The sequence below is a fragment of the Streptomyces sp. NBC_00122 genome (assembly GCF_045160845.1).
In the GTDB taxonomy this organism is placed as follows: Bacteria; Actinomycetota; Actinomycetes; order Streptomycetales; family Streptomycetaceae; genus Streptomyces.
Map to the genome: position 1 here is coordinate 6,264,030 of NZ_CP108191.1, position 21,166 is coordinate 6,285,195.

General features: G+C 68.6%; 7 protein-coding genes. 6 read left to right on the forward strand and 1 reads right to left on the reverse strand.

Going from position 1 to position 21,166, the window contains the following annotated elements; all coding sequences use genetic code 11:
• The 6 genes from OG737_RS28570 to sbnA all read left to right on the forward strand — a co-directional run bounded on the left by OG737_RS28570 (position 1) and on the right by sbnA (position 19,501).
• Positions 1-13,392: an amino acid adenylation domain-containing protein gene (locus OG737_RS28570; protein ID WP_405922142.1), complete on the forward strand. Its 13,392-nt coding sequence runs from the start codon at positions 1-3 to the stop codon at positions 13,390-13,392.
• A 106-nt stretch (positions 13,393-13,498) separates the two neighbouring features.
• A complete protein-coding gene (locus OG737_RS28575) occupies positions 13,499-13,717 on the forward strand; it encodes an MbtH family protein (protein ID WP_328929089.1) in 219 nt (72 codons plus the stop codon).
• Between the two features lie 92 nt (positions 13,718-13,809).
• On the forward strand, positions 13,810-16,344 hold the full coding sequence (locus OG737_RS28580; protein WP_405922143.1) for an amino acid adenylation domain-containing protein: 2,535 nt from the start codon (positions 13,810-13,812) through the stop codon (positions 16,342-16,344).
• Positions 16,341-17,363: a TauD/TfdA family dioxygenase gene (locus tag OG737_RS28585; protein WP_405677202.1), complete on the forward strand. Its 1,023-nt coding sequence runs from the start codon at positions 16,341-16,343 to the stop codon at positions 17,361-17,363. Before OG737_RS28580 ends, OG737_RS28585 begins: the two co-directional genes overlap by 4 nt.
• Before the next feature lie 71 nt (positions 17,364-17,434).
• Positions 17,435-18,508, forward strand: coding sequence for a 2,3-diaminopropionate biosynthesis protein SbnB (gene sbnB / locus OG737_RS28590; RefSeq protein ID WP_405677200.1), 1,074 nt, complete (start codon positions 17,435-17,437; stop codon positions 18,506-18,508).
• A 15-nt stretch (positions 18,509-18,523) separates the two neighbouring features.
• On the forward strand, positions 18,524-19,501 hold the full coding sequence (gene sbnA / locus OG737_RS28595; RefSeq protein ID WP_405922144.1) for a 2,3-diaminopropionate biosynthesis protein SbnA: 978 nt from the start codon (positions 18,524-18,526) through the stop codon (positions 19,499-19,501).
• 65 nt (positions 19,502-19,566) lie between these two features.
• On the opposite strand, the gene OG737_RS28600 is transcribed toward sbnA, so the two are convergent.
• Positions 19,567-21,096, reverse strand: a complete 1,530-nt coding sequence (locus tag OG737_RS28600) for an amino acid adenylation domain-containing protein (protein ID WP_405922145.1) — start codon at positions 21,094-21,096, stop codon at positions 19,567-19,569.
• Positions 21,097-21,166 lie beyond the last annotated feature (70 nt).

A 21,166-nucleotide genomic window follows, 5' to 3' on the forward strand; every position in this document is an offset into this window, starting at 1 on the left:
ATGAAATCAGCCGAGTTTCGGCAGAAGAACACCGTCTGGAAAGCGAGCATCACGTTGGACGCCAAGGCATCGTCGAATTCGGCTCACCCGAACCCCGGCGCGGACAGGCAGCACCCTTCCTCGAACGTCGAGGTGCTGCGCGGTCTGTTCGCGGAGGTCCTGGGACACTCCGAAGTGGGCCCGGACGACGATCTCTTCACGCTCGGCGGGCATTCGCTCACGGCGATCAGGCTGCTGGTCCGGGTCCGCGCCGTTCTGGGGATCGAGCTTTCGATCAAGGAGGTCTTCGAGGCCGCCAACCCGGCGGCTCTGGCCCGGCGTCTCGACGCACACGCGGCGGGCGGCAGCGACGACGGCGGCGATGACGGCGACGGCGGCGGCGAGGGCATCCGACGGCCCGAGCTCGTTCCGGCGGTGCGCCCCGCCCGGTTGCCACTGTCGTTCCCCCAGCGCCGCCTGTGGTTCCAGCACAGGCTGGAAGGCCCGTCGGCGACCTACAACGTGCCCATGGCGTTCCGGCTGACCGGCAAGGTCGACGCCGACGCGCTGCACGGCGCCCTGCTCGCCGTGATCGGCCGGCACGAGTCGCTCCGTACGGTCTTCCCCGAGAGTGACGGCGAGCCGAACCAGCTGGTGCTGGGGCCCGAGGACGTGCGGTTCGACTGGCAGCGCCGTACGGTCACGGAGGCCGAACTCCCCGCCGCCTTGGAAGAAGCGGCCCGGTACGGCTTCGACCTCTCCTCCGAAATCCCGTTCCGCGCATGGCTGTTCGAGCACGGGGACGACGAATGCGTCCTGCTCATGCTGCTGCACCACATCTCGGGTGACGGCTGGTCCCTGGCGCCGCTGGCTCGTGACGTCATCGCCGCGTACACGGCGTACTCCGCCGACGCCGCACCCACCTGGTCCGAACTCCCGGTGCAGTACGCCGATTACAGCCTCTGGAAGAGCGAGCTGCTCGGGGACCCGGCCGACCCCGAGAGCGTCTTCGCGCGGCAGGTCGACTACTGGAAGGATCAGCTGGCCGAGCTGCCGCAGCTGGTCACCTTCCCCGCCGACCGCCCCCGTCCAGCCGTGGCCTCGTACGACGGCGCCAACCTGCACTTCAGGCTGAACGGGCAACTTCACCGTCAGATCGTGGCGTTGGCGCACCGCTCCAACGCCACCGTATTCATGGTGCTGCAGGCCGGCATGGCAGCGCTCCTGACCCGGCTCGGCGCGGGCACGGACATCCCGCTCGGAAACGGTGTCGCGGGCCGCAGCGATGAAGGCCTGGACGATCTGATCGGCCTGTTCGTCAACACCTACGTCCTGCGTACGGACACCTCCGGCGACCCCGGCTTCGGAGAACTGCTCGGCCGCGTCCGGGAAGCCAGCCTCGCGGCGTTCGAGTACCAGGACGTGCCCTTCGAGTACCTGGTGGAACTCCTCAACCCGCAGCGCTCCACTCACCACCACCCGCTGTTCCAGGTCGCGATGGTGCAGCAGAACGCGCCGTCGGTCGACATGCTCCTGCCCGGACTCGCGGTCCGTGAAGAGTTCGTCACCACCTCCACCTCCCGATTCGACTTCCTCGTCGAGCTGTTCGAGCGCCACGACGAGAACGACGCGCCGGCCGGTATCGAGGCCGTCGTCGAGTACGCGACCGAATTGTTCGACCACGCGACGGTCGAAGACCTCCTGGAGCGCTGGGCGCGGCTGCTGCAGCAGGTGGTGGCCGAGCCGACGCTGCCGATCGGGCAGGTAGACCTGCTGGCGGAGGCGGAGCGCGGCCGACTGCTGGGGGACTGGAACGACACGTCCGTCGAGGTCCCCGAGGCGTCGATGACCGCGCTGTTCGAGGCCCGCGTTGCCGCGGCGCCCCAGGACACCGCGCTGGTGTGCGGTGCCGAATCACTCACGTACGGGGAACTCGACGCGCGGGCGAACCGGCTGGCGCACTGGCTGATCGAGCGGGGGGTGGCCCCGGAACAGCGGGTCGGTGTTCTCCTGCCGCGCTCGTCGGAATGGGTCGTCGCGGTGCTGGCCGTACTCAAGGCCGGTGGCGCGTACGTGCCGGTCGACCCGGAATATCCGGCGGAGCGCCGCGCCTTCATGCTGGCGGACGCCGCCCCGGTCCTCGTACTCGACGAGGAGACACTGCGAACCGCCCTGCCGGACCTGCCCAAGTACCCCGACACCGTCCCCGATGTGCGCGTTCGCCTCGAGAACCCCGCCTACATCATCTACACCTCCGGCTCCACCGGCGTTCCCAAGGGCGTCGCCGTGTCCCACAGCGGCGTGGCCAGCCTCGCGGCGGCGCAGGTCAGCAGGCTGGGCGTCACGCCCGCGAGCCGGGTACTGCAGTTCTCCTCGCTGAGCTTCGATGCCGCGTGGTGGGAACTGGTGATGGCGCTGACCTCCGGCGCCACGCTGATCGTGCCGCAGCAGGGTCGCCTCGTCGGTGAGGCGCTGCTGGAGGTGCTGGCCGGGCAGGGGATCACGCATGTGACGGTGCCGCCGTCGGTGCTGGGGGCTTTGCCTGCTGGTGTGGAGTCTGGGTCGGGGCTTTCGTCTTTGGAGACGGTTGTTCTGGCGGGTGAGGCTGCTCCTGTGGAGTTGGTGGCCCGGTGGTCGGGGTCGCGGCGTGTGGTGAATGCGTATGGTCCGACGGAGTCGACGGTGTGTGTGTCGATGAGCGGTGAGGTGTCGGACGGTGTGGTTCCCATCGGTCATCCGGTGGTGAACACGTCCGTGTATGTGCTGGATGAGGGTTTGTGTCCGGTGCCGGTGGGTGTTCCGGGTGAGTTGTATGTGGCGGGTTCGGGTCTGGCGCGCGGGTATGTGGGTCGTGCTGGTCTGACGGCTGAGCGGTTTGTGGCGTCTCCGTTCGGTGTGGGTGCGCGGATGTACCGGACGGGTGATCTGGTGCGTTGGCGTGCGGATGGGCAGCTGGAGTATCTGGGGCGTGCTGATGAGCAGGTGAAGGTGCGTGGGTTCCGGATCGAGCCGGGTGAGATCGAGTCGCTGCTGGTGGGTTTTGAGGGTGTCCGTCAGGCTGCGGTGATCGCTCGTGAGGACGTTCCGGGGGATCAGCGTCTGGTGGCCTATGTCGTGCCTGATCTTGAGGTGGCTTCGGCTGCCGTGTTGCCCGATGCCGCGGACTCCGCCGTGTCTTCTTCGGTCGGGATATCTGGTACCGAGGCGCAGGTGGAGGAGTGGCGGGAGATTTACGACTCGGTGTATTCCGGGGCGGGTTCTGGCGGCTTTGGTGAGGATTTCTCGGGCTGGGACAGTTCGTATTCGGGTGAGCCGATTGCGTTGGGTGAGATGCGTGCCTGGCGGGATGCGGTCGTGGAGCAGGTGCGCGGGTTCGGTGCGCGTCGGGTGCTGGAGATCGGTGTCGGTTCGGGTCTGCTGATGGCGCATCTGGCCGGCGGTGTGGAGGAGTACTGGGGCACGGATTTGTCGTCGGCGGTGATCGGGCGTCTGGAGGGCCAGGTTGCCGAGGCGGGTCTGGGGAACGTCCGTCTGCGGGCACAGCCGGCAGACGTGACGGAAGGCCTGCCGGAGGGCTTCTTCGACACGGTTCTGATCAATTCGGTGGTGCAGTACTTCCCTGATGGGGAGTATCTGGCGCGGGTGATCGACCGGGCGGTCGGGCTGCTGGCTCCTGGCGGCCGGCTGATTGTCGGTGACGTGCGGCATGCGGGTTCGCTGCGTGTTCTGCATGCGGCTGTTCACGCGGGCCGGGGTGCGGTGGCGCGCGCGGTGGTGGACCGTGCGGTGCTGCTGGAGAAGGAACTCGTGGCCGCACCCGAGTTCTTTGCGGATCTGGCCCGGCGGGATGGCCGGATTGGCGGGCTGGATATCCGGCTGAAGCGGGGCGGGTATCACAATGAGCTGACCCGGCATCGCTACGAGGTGGTGTTCCACAAGGATCCGGCCGGAGTGCTGGACGTTTCCGGTGCCCGTGAAGTGGTCTGGGAGTCCGGTCTCGACCTTGGGGACTTCGCCGGGATCGATGTTCCGGTGCGTGTGGTGCGCATTCCGAATGCGCGGCTGGTGGCCGAGGTTGCCGCTGAGCACGTGGTCGACGGGCATGACGCGGAGGACTTCGGGCCGGCTGTTGATCCGGAGGCTCTGGTTGTCCGGGGCGCCGGGCTGGGTCTGCGGGTCGTGCCGACCTGGTCACCGGGGTCGGTGGCCCACTTCGATGCCGTCATCCTCCCGGTGGGGACCGCGGCCGATGCCGCCCTGTCCGGTGTCTACATTCCCTCCAGTTCTACTTCTGCCTGGGTGAACAGCCCCGGTGCCGCTCGTGGAATCGGGGCGGTCGTCAAGGCGGCCCGTGCGCAGCTGGCCGAGGGCCTGCCCGATTACATGGTCCCGTCGGCGGTCATGGCCGTGGCGCGGCTTCCGCTGTCTCCGAACGGTAAGCTGGACCGCCGGGCGCTCCCGAAGCCCGACTATGCGGCGGCCTCGGGCGGGCGGACTCCGCGGACTCCGCAGGAAGAGGTCCTCGCCGGTCTGTTCGCCGAAGTCCTCGGCGTCGACCGCGTCGGCATCGACGACAGCTTCTTCGACCTCGGCGGCCACTCCCTCCTCGCCACCCGCCTCGTGAGCCGCATCCGGACCATCCTGGGCGTGGAGCTGCCCATCAAGGACGTCTTCGAAGCCTCCACCGTGTCCCGGCTGGTGGAACGACTGGACCTCGGCGGTAGGACGCGCACCGCCCTTCTGCCCATGGACCGCCCGGACAGCGTTCCACTGTCCTTCGCGCAGCGCCGCCTGTGGTTCCTCCACAAGCTCGAAGGCCGTTCCGCCACCTACAACATGCCGCTTGCCCTGCGGCTCACCGGTGTCGTCGACCACGCCGCGCTCCGCGCTGCCCTGAGCGACGTGATCGGGCGCCACGAGTCCCTGCGTACGGTCTTCCCCGAGAGCGGCGGCGAACCCCGACAGCTCGTACTGGACGCCGAGGAGACCGGGATCGGCTGGGAACGCCGTACGGTCACCGAGGCCGAGCTCCCGGCCGCGCTGGAAGAAGTGGCCCGGTACGGATTCGACCTGGCCACCGAAATCCCGGTTCGCAGCTGGCTGTTCGAAACGGGTGCCGAGGACGCAGTCCTGCTCCTGCTGCTGCACCACATCGCCGGCGACGGCTGGTCCATGGCGCCGCTGGCCCGCGACGTCGTGGCCGCGTACACCGCGCGACTCCAGGGTGTGGCTCCGCAGTGGGCGGAACTTCCGGTCCAATACGCCGACTACACCCTTTGGCAGAGCGAACTGCTCGGTGATGAGTCCGACCCGGACAGCCTGTTCGGACGCCAGGTCGCCTACTGGCACGATCAGCTGACGGACCTGCCGCAACTAGTGACCTTCCCCGCAGACCGGTCCCGTCCGGCGATCGCTTCCTACGTCGGCTCGTCCGCCGAGTTCGATGTCGATGCCACGCTGCACCGGCGGCTCAGCGAGCTGGCCCGCGCTTCGGGCGCGACCGTGTTCATGGTGCTCCAGGCGGGCATGGCAGCGCTCCTGACCCGGCTCGGCGCGGGCACGGACATCCCGCTCGGCAGTGGTGTCGCGGGCCGCACGGACGAGGCGCTCGATGACCTGGTCGGTCTCTTCGTCAACACCTTCGTGCTCCGCACGGACACCTCGGGCGATCCGACCTTCGAGGAGCTGCTGGGCCGGGTCCGTGAGACCAGTCTGGCGGCCTACGCCAACCAGGACGTGCCCTTCGAGCACCTGGTGGAACTCCTCAACCCCCAACGGTCGGCGGCCCACCACCCGCTCTTCCAGGTGGCCCTGGTCCTCCAGAACACCGGCCAGGGCGACTTCACCCTGCCGGCGCTGACGGTCCGGATGGAAGAGGTCGACTCCGGTACTTCCCGCTTCGACATGCTGCTTTCGCTCACCGAGCGGTACGACGCCGCGGGCAACCCCGCCGGGATCGCGACCGTGGTCGAGTACTCCACCGACCTCTTCGACCGGTCCACGATCGAGCAGCTCTTCGCCCGCTGGATCCGCTTCCTCGACGAGGCGCTGACCGCGCCGAAGCAGTCGATCAGCCGGGCCGATCTGCTCGTCGGCACCGAGCGCCGCCAGGTACTGGCCGACTGGAACGACACCGACGCCGAGGTTCGTCAGGAGAGCCTGGCCGTTCTCTTCGAAGCTCAGGTGCGGCGGACCCCCGACGCCACCGCGGTCCTGTTCGGCGCCGCCGAACTCACCTACGCCGAGCTGAACGCCCGAGCCAACCAACTGGCGCGCCACCTCGTCGCCTCCGCCCCGGGTACGGGCGGCGGCACCGGCACCGAGCTGCTCGTGGCCGTCGCGTTGCCGCGCTCGGCGGACACCGTCGTCGCGCTCCTCGCGGTGGTCAAGGCGGGCGGCGCCTACGTCCCCCTCGACCCTGAGGATCCGGCAGAGCGACTGCGCTACACGCTGGACGACGCCCGCCCGGGACTGCTGCTCACCTGTACCCCGACCCTGACCGGCCTGGGCACGGAGCTCCCGTCCGTTCTCCTCGACGACGAGGAGACCCGCGCGGAGATCGACCGGCAACCCGCGGGCGACCTGACCGATGACGAGCGCTGGGGGCGGCTGGTTCCGCAGAGCCCGCTCTACGTGATCTACACCTCGGGTTCCACCGGCCGTCCGAAGGGAGTCCTGGTCGAACACCGGGGCCTGGTCAACAACCTCCAGTGGATGGGCGACGCCTACCCGGTCGGAGCCGGTGACGTGCTGTTGTTCCGTACTTCGGTGCGATTCGACTCGGTGGGACTGGAGCTCTGGTTCCCGCTGCTGCATGGCGCGGCGATCTGCGTGGCCCCGGGCGAGGTACTCCGGGACCCTCATGCGCTCGTCTCCTACATGGTGGAGCACGGTGTCACCGTCGCCCAGTTCCCGCCGTCCCTGCTGGCCAATCTTCCGGCTCCGCCCGCCGGCCATGACGTCACCCGCATCTGGTCCAGCGGTGAGGCGCTGCGTCCGGAACTTGCGGCGGAGATCTCACGCACGTGGGGTGCGGAGCTCTCGAACCTGTACGGCCCGACCGAGATGACCATCCAGGTCGCCTCCTCGACCTGGCACGCCGACGAGCTGGGCGCGAGCGCGACCGCGGGCAGCGTCCCGATCGGCCGACCGATGTGGAACACCCGGCTTTATGTGCTGGACGAGGGTCTGTCTCCGGTGCCGGTGGGTGTTCCGGGTGAGTTGTACGCGACCGGTGTACAGGTGGCGCGTGGGTATGTGGGTCGTGCTGGTCTGACGGCTGAGCGGTTTGTGGCGTCTCCGTTCGGTGTGGGTGCGCGGATGTACCGGACGGGTGATCTGGTGCGTTGGCGTGCGGATGGGCAGTTGGAGTATCTGGGGCGTGCTGATGAGCAGGTGAAGGTGCGTGGGTTCCGGATCGAGCCGGGTGAGATCGAGTCGCTGCTGGTGGGTTTCGAGGGTGTCCGTCAGGCTGCGGTGATTGCTCGTGAGGACGTTCCGGGGGATCAGCGTCTGGTGGCCTATGTCGTGCCTGATCTTGAGGTGGCGGCCGCGTCGGGTGCTGCTGATGTGTCGGGTGCTGAGGCGCAGGTGGAGGAGTGGCGGGAGATTTACGACTCGGTGTATTCCGGGGCGGGTTCTGGCGGCTTTGGTGAGGATTTCTCGGGCTGGGACAGTTCGTATTCGGGTGAGCCGATTGCGTTGGGTGAGATGCGTGCCTGGCGGGATGCGGTCGTGGAGCAGGTGCGTGGGTTCGGTGCGCGTCGGGTGCTGGAGATCGGTGTCGGTTCGGGTCTGCTGATGGCGCATCTGGCCGGCGGTGTGGAGGAGTACTGGGGTACTGATCTGTCGTCGGCGGTGATCGGGCGTCTGGAGGGCCAGGTTGCCGAGGCGGGTCTGGGGAACGTCCGTCTGCGGGCGCAGGCTGCGGATGTCATGGAGGGGCTGCCGGAGGGCTTCTTCGACACGGTTCTGATCAATTCGGTGGTGCAGTACTTCCCTGACGGGGAGTATCTGGCGCGGGTGATCGACCGGGCGGTCGGGCTGCTGGCTCCTGGCGGGCGGCTGATTGTCGGTGACGTGCGGCATGCGGGTTCGCTGCGTGTGCTGCATGCGGCTGTTCACGCGGGCCGGGGTGCGGTGGCGCGCGCGGTGGTGGACCGTGCGGTGCTGCTGGAGAAGGAACTGGTCGCCGCACCCGAGTTCTTTGCGGATCTGGCCCGGCGGGATGGCCGGATTGGCGGGCTGGATATCCGGCTGAAGCGGGGCGGGTATCACAATGAGCTGACCCGGCATCGCTACGAGGTGGTGTTCCACAAGGACCCGGCCGGAGTGCTGGACGTTTCCGGTGCCCGTGAAGTGGTCTGGGAGTCCGGTCTCGACCTTGGGGACTTCGCCGGTACTGATCTTCCGGTGCGTGTGGTGCGCATTCCGAATGCGCGGCTGGTGGCCGAGGTCGCGGCCGAGCATGTCATTGACGGGCATGACGCGGAGGACTTCGGGCCGGCTGTTGATCCGGAGGCTCTGGTTGTCCGGGGCGCCGGGCTGGGTCTGCGGGTCGTGCCGACCTGGTCACCGGGGTCGGTGGCCCACTTCGAGGCCGTGATCCTCCCGGCCGGGGCTGATGATGCGGTTCTGTCGGGTGTTTACAGGCCTTCGGCCGCGTCGGGTTCCTGGGTGAACAGCCCGGGCGCTGCCCGTGGAATCGGTGCGGTCGTCATGGCCGCTCGTGCCCGCCTGGCCCAGGGGCTGCCGGAGTTCATGGTTCCGTCCGCGGTGATGGTTCTGGACAGGCTTCCGCTGTCTCCGAACGGCAAGCTGGACCGCCGGGCGCTCCCGAAGCCCGACTACGCGGCGGCCTCGGGCGGGCGGGCTCCGCGGACTCCGCAGGAAGAGGTCCTCGCCGGCCTGTTCGCCGAAGTCCTCGGCGTCGACCGCGTCGGAATCGATGACAGCTTCTTCGACCTCGGCGGCCACTCCCTCCTCATCACCCGCCTCGTGAGCCGCATCCGCGGCGCCATGGGTGTGGAAGTGCCCATCGCCACGGTCTTCGAGACCCCCACCGTCTCCGGCCTCGCGGTTCGCCTCGCCGAAGGCGGCAGTACTCGCCTCGCTCTGGAGCCGATGCCCCGCCCGGACATCGTGCCGCTCTCCTTCGCGCAGCGCCGCCTGTGGTTCCTCCACAAACTGGAAGGCCGCTCGTCCACCTACAACATGCCGATCGCCCTGCGCCTGAAGGGCGAGGTCGATGCCGAAGCACTCCGGGCCGCGCTCCACGACGTGATCGCCCGGCACGAATCGCTGCGTACGGTCTTTCCCGAGGCCGAAGGCGAGCCGCACCAGCTGGTTCTGGAGCCGTCGAACGCACGGCTGGAGTGGGAGTGCCGTACGGTCACCGAGGCGGAGCTGCCGGCCGCGCTGGAAGACGTGGCCCGGTACGGGTTCGACCTGGCTTCCGAAATCCCGCTCCGCTCCTGGCTGTTCGATTTGGACGGCGCCGGTGAGTGCGTCCTTATGCTCCTGGTCCACCACATCGCCGGTGACGGCTGGTCCATGGGCCCGCTGACGAGGGACCTCGTCGCCGCCTACACGGCGCGTACCCAGGGTGAGGCTCCGCAGTGGGTCGAACTCCCCGTTCAGTACGTCGACTACACGCTCTGGCAGAGCAAGCTGCTCGGCAACGCGTCCGACCCGGGAAGCATCTATGCCCGGCAGCTGGACTACTGGAGCCGCCAGCTGGCTGGGCTTCCCGAGCAGGTGACCTTCCCGACGGACCGGCCGCGCCCGGCGATGTCCTCCTTCGAGGGGACGCACCTCACCTGGGACATGAAGCCCGAACTGCACTCGGGCATAGTCAAGTTGGCCAGCCGCACGAACACCACGGTGTTCATGGTGCTCCAGGCGGCCATGGCGGTCCTGCTGACCCGCCTCGGCGCCGGGACCGACATTGCTCTGGGCAGCGGCGTGGCCGGTCGCACGGACGAGGCACTCGATGACCTGGTCGGTCTCTTCGTCAACACCTTCGTGCTGCGCACGGACACGTCCGGGGATCCGACCTTCGAGGAGCTGCTGGGCCAGGTCCGTGAGACCAGTCTGGCGGCCTATGCCAACCAGGACGTCCCGTTCGAGGACCTGGTGGAGCTGCTGAACCCGCAGCGGTCCAGCGGTCACCACCCCCTCTTCCAGGTGGCCCTCGTCCTCCAGAACACCCCCGCGAGCGAGTTCGTGCTGCCGGGGCTGCGAGTGGGCTCCGAGGACGTCGGCATCGGCCGCTCGCGCTTCGACATGCTGCTCAGCCTCACCGAACACGTCGGCGAGCAGGGTGTGACCGCGACGGTCGAGTATTCGACGGATCTGTTTGATCGTTCGTCGGTTGAGCGGTTGCTTGGGCGTTGGGTGTGGTTGCTGGAGCAGGTGGTGGCTGATCCGTTGGTGCGGGTTGGTGGGGTTGAGTTGTTGGCGGAGGCTGAGCGGGAGCTGGTGTTGTCGGGGTGGAATGAGACGGGGTGTGTGGTTCCGGAGGCTTCGCTGGCTGGGTTGTTCGAGGCTCAGGTGGTGCGGGATCCGGGTGCGACGGCGGTGGTGCGTGGTGGGGAGTCGTTGTCGTATGGGGAGTTGAATGCGCGGGCGAACCGGCTGGCGCATTGGCTGATCGGTGAGGGTGTGGGGCCGGAGTCGTTGGTGGGGGTGATGCTGCCGCGTTCGGTTGATCTGGTGGTGGCGGTCCTTGCTGTGCTGAAGGCCGGTGGCGGGTATGTGCCGATTGATGTGGAGTATCCGGCGGAGCGGCGTGCGTTCATTCTTGAGGATGCGGCGCCGGTGCTTGTGCTGGATGAGCGTGTGCTGGGTGGGGATTTTTCGGGGTTTGCGGATTCGGATCCTGGGGTGGTGGTGGATCTGGGGCATCCGGAGTATGTGATTTATACGTCGGGTTCTACGGGTCGGCCCAAGGGTGTGGTGGTGTCGCATCGGGGTGTGGCGAGTCTGGCGGTGACGCAGGTCGGGTTGCTGGAGCTGGGGCCGGAGAGCCGGGTGCTGCAGTTTGCTTCGCCGAGTTTTGATACTGCGTTCTGGGATTTGCTGGTGGCTTTTGCTTCGGGTGCGGTGTTGGTGGTGCCTGAGCGTGGTCGGCTGGTGGGTGGGGAGTTGTTGCGGGTCCTGGCTGAGGGTCGGGTGTCGCATGCGTTGATTCCGCCGTCGGTGGTGGCGACGTTGCCGGTGGATGCTCCGGCGTTGCTGGGGGATCTGTGCTGTCTGGTGGTGGGTGCTGAGGCGGTGCCGCTGGATCTGGTGGCGCGGTGGTCGCCGGGGCGTCGGGTGATGAATGCGTATGGTCCGACGGAGACGACGGTCATTGTGGCGATGGCCGGCCCGATGGTGGGTGATGTGCCGATCGGGCGGCCGGTGGCGAATACCCGGCTTTATGTGCTGGATGAGGGTTTGTGTCCGGTGCCGGTGGGTGTTCCGGGTGAGTTGTATGTGGCGGGTTCGGGTCTGGCGCGCGGGTATGTGGGTCGTGCTGGTCTGACGGCTGAGCGGTTTGTGGCGTCTCCGTTCGGTGTGGGTGCGCGGATGTACCGGACGGGTGATCTGGTGCGTTGGCGTGCGGATGGGCAGCTGGAGTATCTGGGGCGTGCTGATGAGCAGGTGAAGGTGCGTGGGTTCCGGATCGAGCCGGGTGAGATCGAGTCGCTGCTGGTGGGTTTTGAGGGTGTCCGTCAGGCTGCGGTGATCGCTCGTGAGGACGTTCCGGGGGATCAGCGTCTGGTGGCCTATGTCGTGCCTGATCTTGAGGTGGCGGCCGCGTGGGGTGCTGCTGATGTGTCGGGTGCTGAGGCGCAGGTGGAGGAGTGGCGGGAGATTTACGACTCGGTGTATTCCGGGGCGGGTTCTGGCGGCTTTGGTGAGGATTTCTCGGGCTGGGACAGTTCGTATTCGGGTGAGCCGATTGCGTTGGGTGAGATGCGTGCCTGGCGGGATGCGGTCGTGGAGCAGGTGCGCGGGTTCGGTGCGCGTCGGGTGCTGGAGATCGGTGTCGGTTCGGGTCTGCTGATGGCGCATCTGGCCGGCGGTGTGGAGGAGTACTGGGGCACGGATTTGTCGTCGGCGGTGATCGGGCGTCTGGAGGGCCAGGTTGCCGAGGCGGGTCTGGGGAACGTCCGTCTGCGGGCACAGCCGGCAGACGTGACGGAAGGCCTGCCGGAGGGCTTCTTCGACACGGTCCTGATCAATTCGGTGGTGCAGTACTTCCCTGACGGGGAGTATCTGGCGCGGGTGATCGACCGGGCGGTCGGGCTGCTGGCTCCTGGCGGCCGGCTGATTGTCGGTGACGTGCGGCATGCGGGTTCGCTGCGTGTTCTGCATGCGGCTGTTCACGCGGGCCGGGGTGCGGTGGCGCGCGCGGTGGTGGACCGTGCGGTGCTGCTGGAGAAGGAACTCGTGGCCGCACCCGAGTTCTTTGCGGATCTGGCCCGGCGGGATGGCCGGATTGGCGGGCTGGATATCCGGCTGAAGCGGGGCGGGTATCACAATGAGCTGACCCGGCATCGCTACGAGGTGGTGTTCCACAAGGATCCGGCCGGAGTGCTGGACGTTTCCGGTGCCCGTGAAGTGGTCTGGGAACCGGGCCAGGACCTTGAGGCTTTCGCCGGGATCGATGTTCCGGTGCGTGTGGTGCGCATTCCGAATGCGCGGCTGGTGGCCGAGGTCGCGGCCGAGCATGTCATTGACGGGCATGACGCGGAGGACTTCGGGCCGGCTGTTGATCCGGAGGCTCTGGTTGTCCGGGGCGCCGGGCTGGGTCTGCGGGTCGTGCCGACCTGGTCACCGGGGTCGGTGGCCCACTTCGATGCCGTCATCCTCCCGGTGGGGACGGCGGCCGATGCCGCCCTGTCCGGTGTCTACATTCCCTCCAGTTCTACTTCTGCCTGGGTAAACAGCCCCGGTGCCGCTCGTGGAATCGGGGCGGTCGTCAAGGCGGCCCGTGCGCAGCTGGCCGAGGGCCTGCCCGATTACATGGTCCCGTCGGCGGTCATGGCCGTGGCGCGGCTTCCGCTGTCTCCGAACGGCAAGCTGGACCGCCGGGCGCTCCCGAAGCCCGACTATGCGGCGGCCTCGGGCGGGCGGACTCCGCGGACTCCGCAGGAAGAGGTCCTCGCCGGCCTGTTCGCCGAAGTCCTCGGCGTCGACCGCGTCGGCATCGACGACAGCTTCTTCGACCTCGGCGGCCACTCCCTCCTCGCCACCCGCCTCGTGAGCCGCATCCGCGGCGCCATGGGTGTGGAAGTGCCCATCGCCACGGTCTTCGAGACCCCCACCGTCTCCGGGCTGGTCGCGCTGCTCGCGGCCACCACGCAGCCGACGGCCCGTCGGCCGGCCCTGCGCCGAATGACGCGGCCGACGGGAACATCCTGATTCGTCCTTCATCCGTAACGACGCACACCAGTGCATACGCGATGTGCATGACATACACCGCCACGTCGTGTGACAACCCATCAGATAACACGTGAGGAAACACATCATGACGAACCCGTTTGAGAACCCGAACGGCACCTACCTGGTCCTGATCAACGACGAGGGCCAGCACTCCGTGTGGCCCGAGTTCGCCGAGGTGCCGGCCGGCTGGACCGTGGTGAAGCCCGCCGACACCCGCGAGGCCGCCCTCGCCTACATCGAGGAGACCTGGACGGACATGCGCCCGGCGAGCCTGGTCAAGGCCATGGCCGACACAGCCTCCTGAGGCACAGCACACACATCCGGACACCACCAGGCAGGGGCGCCCTCCGAGGCGAGGGCGCCCCTGGACCACCCTTTGGCAAAGGCACTGAACCGATGGGCACACCGACAGACGCCGACCCGCACCGCGGAGCGGCAATCGCGACCGCCATCCCACGATGGCGGCGGGAACCACTGCATGCCGATACGCCTACGACCGAGTACGCGTCCGACGTTCCCGCCGCTCTGGCCGGCGGACTCGAGGCCCTCGCGGACCGCCTCGGGGTCCCGGTCGCCTCCCTACTCCTGGCCGTCCACGCGAAGGTGCTGGCCTCGCTCTCCGGTGAACAGGACGTGCTGACCGGGTACATCGACCCGGGTTCCCCCACCGACACCGACAGCGACACCGCGCCGGAGCCGGCGCCCGTACTCGTGGCCGTGGCGGACGGGGGATGGGAGCAGCTGGTCCAGGCCGCCCGCCAAGCGGTGGGGCAGCCGACCCTTCCCCGGGGCCTCTACGAGGTGGTGCTCGACCTCTCGGCGCTGACCCACGAACAGCCCTTGCGCGCACTGGAGTTCGGGAAGTCGATCGTCCTGCGCGTCGCCTTCTGTGGTGCATCGGAGGGAATGTGCCTGCGGCTGGCCGGCGACCCCGGCGTACTCGACCTTTCGTACGCGCAGCGCATCGCCGGGTACCTGATGACCGCCCTGGAGCGGCTGGTCGCCGACAGCACGGCCGAGCACCACACCCGGAACCTGCTTTCCGCCGACGAGTTCGCCTACCAGATCGACGGTCTGGCGGGTCCGAGCCGGGAGCTCCCGAACCGTCGTGCGCACGAGCTGATCGAAGAACGCGTACGCCGCCACCCCGACCGGATCGCCGCCGTACACGCCGGGACCACATGGACGTACGCCGAACTCAACCGCCGCGCCAACCGCATCGCCCACGCACTCCTGAACCGCGGGCTGCGGAGCGAGGACGTGGTCGCCGTGGTCACCGAGCGCAATCTCGACTGGCTGGCCGCGGCACTCGCGGTCTTCAAGGCCGGGGGTGTCTACCTGCCGATCGAGCCGCACTTTCCCGCCGCCCGGATCGGCGCCATGCTCGCCCGCAGCGAGTGCCGGTTCGTGCTCACGGAGGCCGGTAGCACCACCACCCTCGACGAGGCGCTCGTGGCGTACCAGCCCGCGGCTTACCTCCTCATCGACGATGCCGTCGACGGGGCGGTGGACACCGACCCCGGCATACCGGTCGGCCCCGGCCAACTGGCCTACGTCTACTTCACCTCCGGCTCCACCGGGGAGCCGAAGGGGGCGATGTGCGAGCACGCGGGGATGCTCAACCACCTGCTCGCCAAGATCGAGGACCTGGACATCCGCCCGGGTCAGGTCGTCGCCCAGACAGCGCCCCAGTGCTTCGACATCTCCTTGTGGCAGCTGATCAGTGGCCTCCTGGTCGGCGCTCGGACCCTGATCGTCGGGCAGCGGGAGATCCTCGACATCCGGCGTTACGTCGACACCCTCGTCGACGGCGGGGTCGAGGTGCTCCAGGTCGTTCCGTCCTATCTGGAGGTCATGCTCAGCCACCTGGAGGAGGAGCCGCGTCCGCTGGGCCGGCTGCGCAGCGTCTCCACAACTGGGGAGGCTCTGAAGAAAGAGCTGACCGAGCGCTGGTTCGCGGCCTTCTCCGACATCAAGCTGGTCAACGCTTACGGCCTCACAGAGACGTCGGACGACACCAACCACGAGGTGATGGACCGGGTTCCGGTCCACGAGCGGGTGCCGCTCGGCTCGGCGGTCCGCAATGTGCGGGTGTACGTGGTCGACGAGCGGACGGAACCCGTCCCGCTCGGGGCGCCGGGCGAGATCGTCTTCTCCGGTGTGTGCGTGGGCCGTGGCTACATCAACGATCCCGAGCGTACGGCGACGGCGTTCGGCACGGACCCGCACCGGGTGGGGGAGCGGCTGTACCGCTCCGGCGACTTCGGCCGTTGGCTGCCGGAGGGCACCCTGGAATTCCTCGGTCGGCGCGATGCGCAGATCAAGATCCGGGGTTTCCGCATCGAGATCGGCGAGATCGAGAACCATCTGGTGCGCGTCGACGGGGTCCGCGACTCCGCCGTCGTCGTGGCACAGAGCGCGGACCAGGAGGAATACCTGGTCGCCTTCTACGCCTCGGACGCCCCCCTCGACCCGGACCTGCTGCGCCGGTCACTGGGGGAGTCCCTGCCCGCGTACATGGTTCCCCAGCTGTTCCACCACCGCGGGGCGCTGCCGCTGACCGCCAACGGAAAGATCGACAAGAAGACGCTGCGGCGGGAGGCGGCCGCCCCGGCCACCCCGCCAGCAGGGGTGCCCGACCCCGGCCGGCCGACGGATTTCGGAGCGGACTGGACCGCGAGCGAGCTGCGGCTCGCCGAGGTCTGGGCGCGAGTGCTCAACATTCCCCTCGCGGACATCACCCGTGACATGAACTTCTTCGAGTCCGGTGGCACTTCGCTGTCCGCGGTCCGGGTCGGGGCCGCTCTCGGCGGCGCCGCACGCCTGGAGGACATCATCGGCCGCGCCGACCTCGCGAGCCTTGCCGTCGCCATCGACGAGCACGTCCAGCAGGCGGAGAAGCAGGAAGAGAAGAAGGAAGAGAACGCATGACCGATGTCGAACAGGCCGGCTCGGAACGGCTCGGCCTGGAACTGGCCCCGGGCAAGCCGGCGATCCTGCGGGTCGACTCAGTCGCCCCCGCCGATCTGGGGGACTGGACGCAGGAGTACCGGGCGGCCCTGGAGGCCGCGCTGCTGGTGCACGGCGCCGTACTGATCCGAGGCCTCGACGTGCGCGACGCCGCTTCCCTCGCCCTGGTCGGGGACAAGCTGTCGGGCGGTACGGTCGCACACGAGACGGAGGCGTTCGCCCGCCGCCGGCCGCTCGGCGGACCGGTGGTCTCCTCCCTGGAATGGCCGCCCGATCAGCCGATGTGCATGCACCACGAGCTGAGCTACGCGCTGGAGTTCCCCAGGCTGCTGACGATCGGCTGCTTCACGCCGCCCTCCCAGGGCGGGATCACCGGCCTCGCCGACGGCCAAGCCGTGCTCGACGCGCTGCCGGATGCGCTCGTCGACCGGTTCGTGGAGGTGGGCTGGACGCTGGTCCGCTCGTACAACAGCCTGGTCGGTGTGCCCTGGCAGGAGGCGCTCGCCGCCGCCGACGAGGCCGCCGCCGAGAAGTACTGTGAGGCCCATGGCATCGACTTCGCCTGGCAGCCGGGCGGGAGCCTGCGGACGGCCCAGCGGCGCTCCGCCGTCATCCACCACCCGCTGACCGGCAAGCGCGTCTGGTTCAACCAGGTCGCCTTCCTCAACGAGTGGACGATGGAGCCGTCGATCCGCGAGTTCCTGGTGGCGCAGTTCGGTGCGGACGGGCTTCCCTTCAACACCCGCTACGGCGACGGTTCGCCGATCGAAGCGGCCACCGTGCAGATCCTCAACGAGGTCTACGAGGCGGCCACCCTGCGGGAGCCCTGGCAGGCAGGGGACGTGCTCCTGGTCGACAACATCCGTATGGCGCACAGCCGGGAGCCCTACCAGGGGCAGCGTGAGATCGGCATGGTGCTCGGCGCCCCCGTCCGTCTCGCGGCCTGCTCCCCGACGCATCACCCCGCCGCGCGCCCCTGACGCCGGCCCGCTCGGTCGCGCGCACGTGCGTACGTCCTCCCACCACTTTCCGACACGGAGCCACCCACCCTATGAACGCATCCATACCTCCCTTCGCCGTTGTCACCGGCTCACAGGTCCACGATGTCCTCGCGGGCCGGGAGCAGCACGTCATCGAGCTGATCGAGGAGGCCTACCGGGTGCATGGCGAGGGCGACTCGGTCAACCCGCCGTCGTACTTCCTGCGCTTCCCCGACCGCCCCACATCGCGGATCATCGCCTTGCCCGCGTCCATCGGCGGCGACACCCAGGTCGACGGAATCAAGTGGATCTCCAGCTTCCCGGAGAACATCCACTCGGGCATCCCGCGAGCCTCGGCCGTCGCCGTGCTGAACGATCGGGCGACCGGCTACCCGATCGCCTGTATGGAGAGCTCCATCATCAGCGCGGCGCGCACCGCCGCGTCCGCCGCCCTCGCCGCCGACTGGCTCACCCGGGGTCGCGGCGACGGCCGCCCGCGCCGGGTCGGCTTCTTCGGGACGGGCTTCATCGCGCGCTACATCCACGGCTACCTCGCGGGCGCGGGCTGGTCCTTCGACGAGATCGGCGTTCACGACCTCGACATCGAGCACGCCAACAGCTTCCGCTCGTACCTGGAGCGCACCGGCGCCGGCACGCCCACCGGCGGGCGGGTCACGGTGTACGAGAGTGCCGAGGAGCTGATCCGTTCCTGCGACCTCCTGGTGTTCGCCACTGTCGCGGGAGCACCGCACGTCACCGACACCACCTGGTTCGCGCACAACCCGGTGGTCCTGCACGTATCGCTGCGGGACCTGTCGCCCGAGATCGTGCTGGAGTCGGTCAACGTGGTCGACGACATCGAGCACTGCCTGAAGGCCGACACCTCGCCGCATCTGGCCGAACAGCTGGTGGGACACCGCGACTTCATCGACGGCACCCTGTACGACGTCATGTCGGGAAAGGTCATCGTGCCCACCGGCCGGCCCGTCATCTTCTCGCCGTTCGGACTCGGCGTCCTCGACCTGGCGGTCGGCAAGCACGTCTACGACACGGTCAGCGCGCTGGGTGAACTGAACGTCATCGAGAACTTCTTCCACGAGACCAGCCGCTACGGCTCCGACTCGGCACGAGGCGACGATGAGTGAGACGGGGTGGCCGCGTTGCCGATAATCACCTCTCCCCAGGAGTTCAACACGGAGGACCTGTACGTCGACCTCCGGCCGGTCATCGGCACCGAACTGCTCCTCAAGTGCGAGGGGTTCAACTTCGCCGGCTCCATCAAACTGAAGGCCGCCGCGGCGATGGTGGAGCAAGCCGAGCGGTCGGGACTGCTCCACCACGGATCCGTGCTGGTCGAGTCCTCTTCGGGCAACCTCGGAGTGGCCCTGGCCATGATCGCCGCGAACAAGGGCTACCGGTTCCTCTGCGTGACCGACACCCGGTGCAACCTCGGCACGCGGCGGCTGATGGAGACGATGGGCGCCGAGGTCTACACCGTCACACAGCCTGACGCGGAGGGCGGATATCTGGCCGCCCGGCTGGACCACGTACGTCGGTTGTGCGCCTCGGACGCCCGCTACGTCTGGCTGAACCAGTACACGAACGTCAACAACTGGGAGGCACACCACCGGACCACCGCGCCCGCCATCGCCGAGCGGTTCCCCGGCCTGGACGTGCTGTTCGTAGGGGCGGGAACCACCGGCACGCTGATGGGATGCGCCAGGTACTTCCGGGCTCGGGGGCGGCCGGTGACCGTCGTGGCCGTCGACGTGGAGGGATCGGTGACCTTCGGCGGCCCCGCGGGGACCCGGATGATCCCCGGGCTCGGCGCCGGCGTCCGGCCCCAGTTGCTGGATCGCTCGTACCTCGACGACGTGGTGATCGTCTCGGAGGCCGAGACGATCCGGATGTGCCGCCGGTTCGCCCGGAGCGGCTACCTCTTCGGAGGTTCCACGGGCACGGTCGTCGCCGGGGCCCAGCGCTGGCTGGCCAGGTACCGCCCCGACACGCCGGTCACCGCCGTGGCGATCTCGCCGGACCTCGGCGAGCGCTATCTGGACACGGTGTACCAGAAGTCGTGGGTCGACGACGTGTACGGCGACGCCGTCTACGACGCGGACCAGGCGGAAGTGCGCTGACCGTCCCCAGGGGCGGCCGGGCGCACCCCCGCAGGTCCGGCGCGGATCCGGTCAGCGGGCGCCGGTCAGTGGGCGCCGGCCGGCTCCTGCGCGGAGGCCCGGGCAGTCAGCAGCCGGCGGTCGACCTTGCCGTTGGGATTGCGGGGCAGTGACGGCAGCCGGTGGACGGCGCCGATGATCGAATGCCGGGGAAGCTGCTGCGCGCAGTGCTTCTTGAGATCGAGCAGGGAGGGATCATGTCCGTCGGCGACGACGATGAACGCGACGATGTGTGCGTCGATGCCGGCGTCGGCCACCACGGCCGCCGCCTCGTCGACCCCGTCGTGGCTCTGCAGCACCGCCTCTACCTCACCGAGTTCGATGCGGTTGCCGCGTACCTTGACCATCACATCGCGCCGTCCGACGAAATCGAAACTGCCGTCCTCCAGCACGAGCGCGATGTCGCCGGTCGCGTACGTACGGTCGGTCACCGGCGAACGTCCCCAGTAACCCAGCATCACCCCCGGACCGCTGACCACCAGCTCGCCCTCCTCGCCGGGCCCCGCCTGCCGCCCGTCCTCGCGCAGCGCGACCACGGTGTTCCCGCAGACACCGCTGCCGATCCCGACGGGACGCACCCGGTCGGCGGGGATCACGCCGACGTCGTGGGCGGTGGAAATGATGGTCTCGGCGGGCCCGTAGAGATTCGTGAACCGAATGTGCGGAAGATGCGCCCGAAGCTCACGCAGCGGGCCGATGGGGAAGGGCTCGCCCGCGAACATCAGGCTGCGCAGCGCCGGCGCATCCGTCTCCAGCAGTTCGCCGTGGCGCATCATCAACAGGAGCGCGGCAGGAACCGAATACCATACGGTGATCTCGCGGTCCACGAGAAAGCGGACCAGCCCTTTCGCGGAGTAAGCGGTCTCCTGCGGAACCAGGTGGACGGAAGCGCCGACGGTGAAGGGCGCATAGATGTCGTTCACCGACAGATCGAAATGGAACGGTGCGTGATTCGCGTACCGGTCCCCGGGCTGCGCCTGCTGGGCCTCGGCGACCCAGGAGATGAAGGCCCAAGCCGTGTTGTGGCTGTGACAGACGCCCTTGGGTTCGCCGGTGGACCCCGAGGTGTAGAGGATGAAGGCGAGATCGTCGCCGTCGGCCGCAGGCCCGGGCAGCACCACCTCCGGTGCTTCGGCCCCCGCCGCGGGCAGCCGCGACCAGGGCGTTCCGTCTGGCCACGACGACAGCACGGGCGTGTCCGCGATGGCCGCGAAACCGGCCACCGACGCGCTCCGGTCAGGGGTCGTGACCAGGGCGGCAGGCGCGAAGTCGGCCGTCAGTCCGGCGATCCGCTGTGCCGGGGACTGCGGGTCGAGGGGTACGTAGGCGGCCCCGAGCCGCAGCACGGCCTGCATCGCGGCGATGGCGGCCACCGACTTGTCGAGCCAGATCCCGACCCGGTCGCCGGCGCGTACGCCCCGGCCCGCCAGGGCGAGGGCGAGTTCGTCGGCCAGCGCGTCCAGCCGGCCGTAGCTCGCCTGGCCGTCCGGCGCGGAGACCGCCAGGGCCTCGGGGGTGCGGCGGGCCGTGTCCCGGACGAGTTCGTGGAGCAGCATGAGACTTCGGTCTCCTCTTCAGTCCAATGTGATCGATTTCGGCGGCCGTAGCCTGTTCGGCGGTCCCTGG

Bases quoted from the DNA above. Each gene is read 5' to 3' on its own strand.
- OG737_RS28570 (WP_405922142.1), top strand. From the start codon at position 1: ATGAAATCAGCCGAGTTTCGGCAGAAGAACACCGTCTGGAAAGCGAGC.
- OG737_RS28575 (WP_328929089.1), top strand. From the start codon at position 13,499: ATGACGAACCCGTTTGAGAACCCGAACGGCACCTACCTGGTCCTGATC.
- OG737_RS28600 (WP_405922145.1), bottom strand. From the start codon at position 21,096: ATGCTGCTCCACGAACTCGTCCGGGACACGGCCCGCCGCACCCCCGAG.
- sbnB (WP_405677200.1), top strand. From the start codon at position 17,435: ATGAACGCATCCATACCTCCCTTCGCCGTTGTCACCGGCTCACAGGTC.
- OG737_RS28585 (WP_405677202.1), top strand. From the start codon at position 16,341: ATGACCGATGTCGAACAGGCCGGCTCGGAACGGCTCGGCCTGGAACTG.
- OG737_RS28580 (WP_405922143.1), top strand. From the start codon at position 13,810: ATGGGCACACCGACAGACGCCGACCCGCACCGCGGAGCGGCAATCGCG.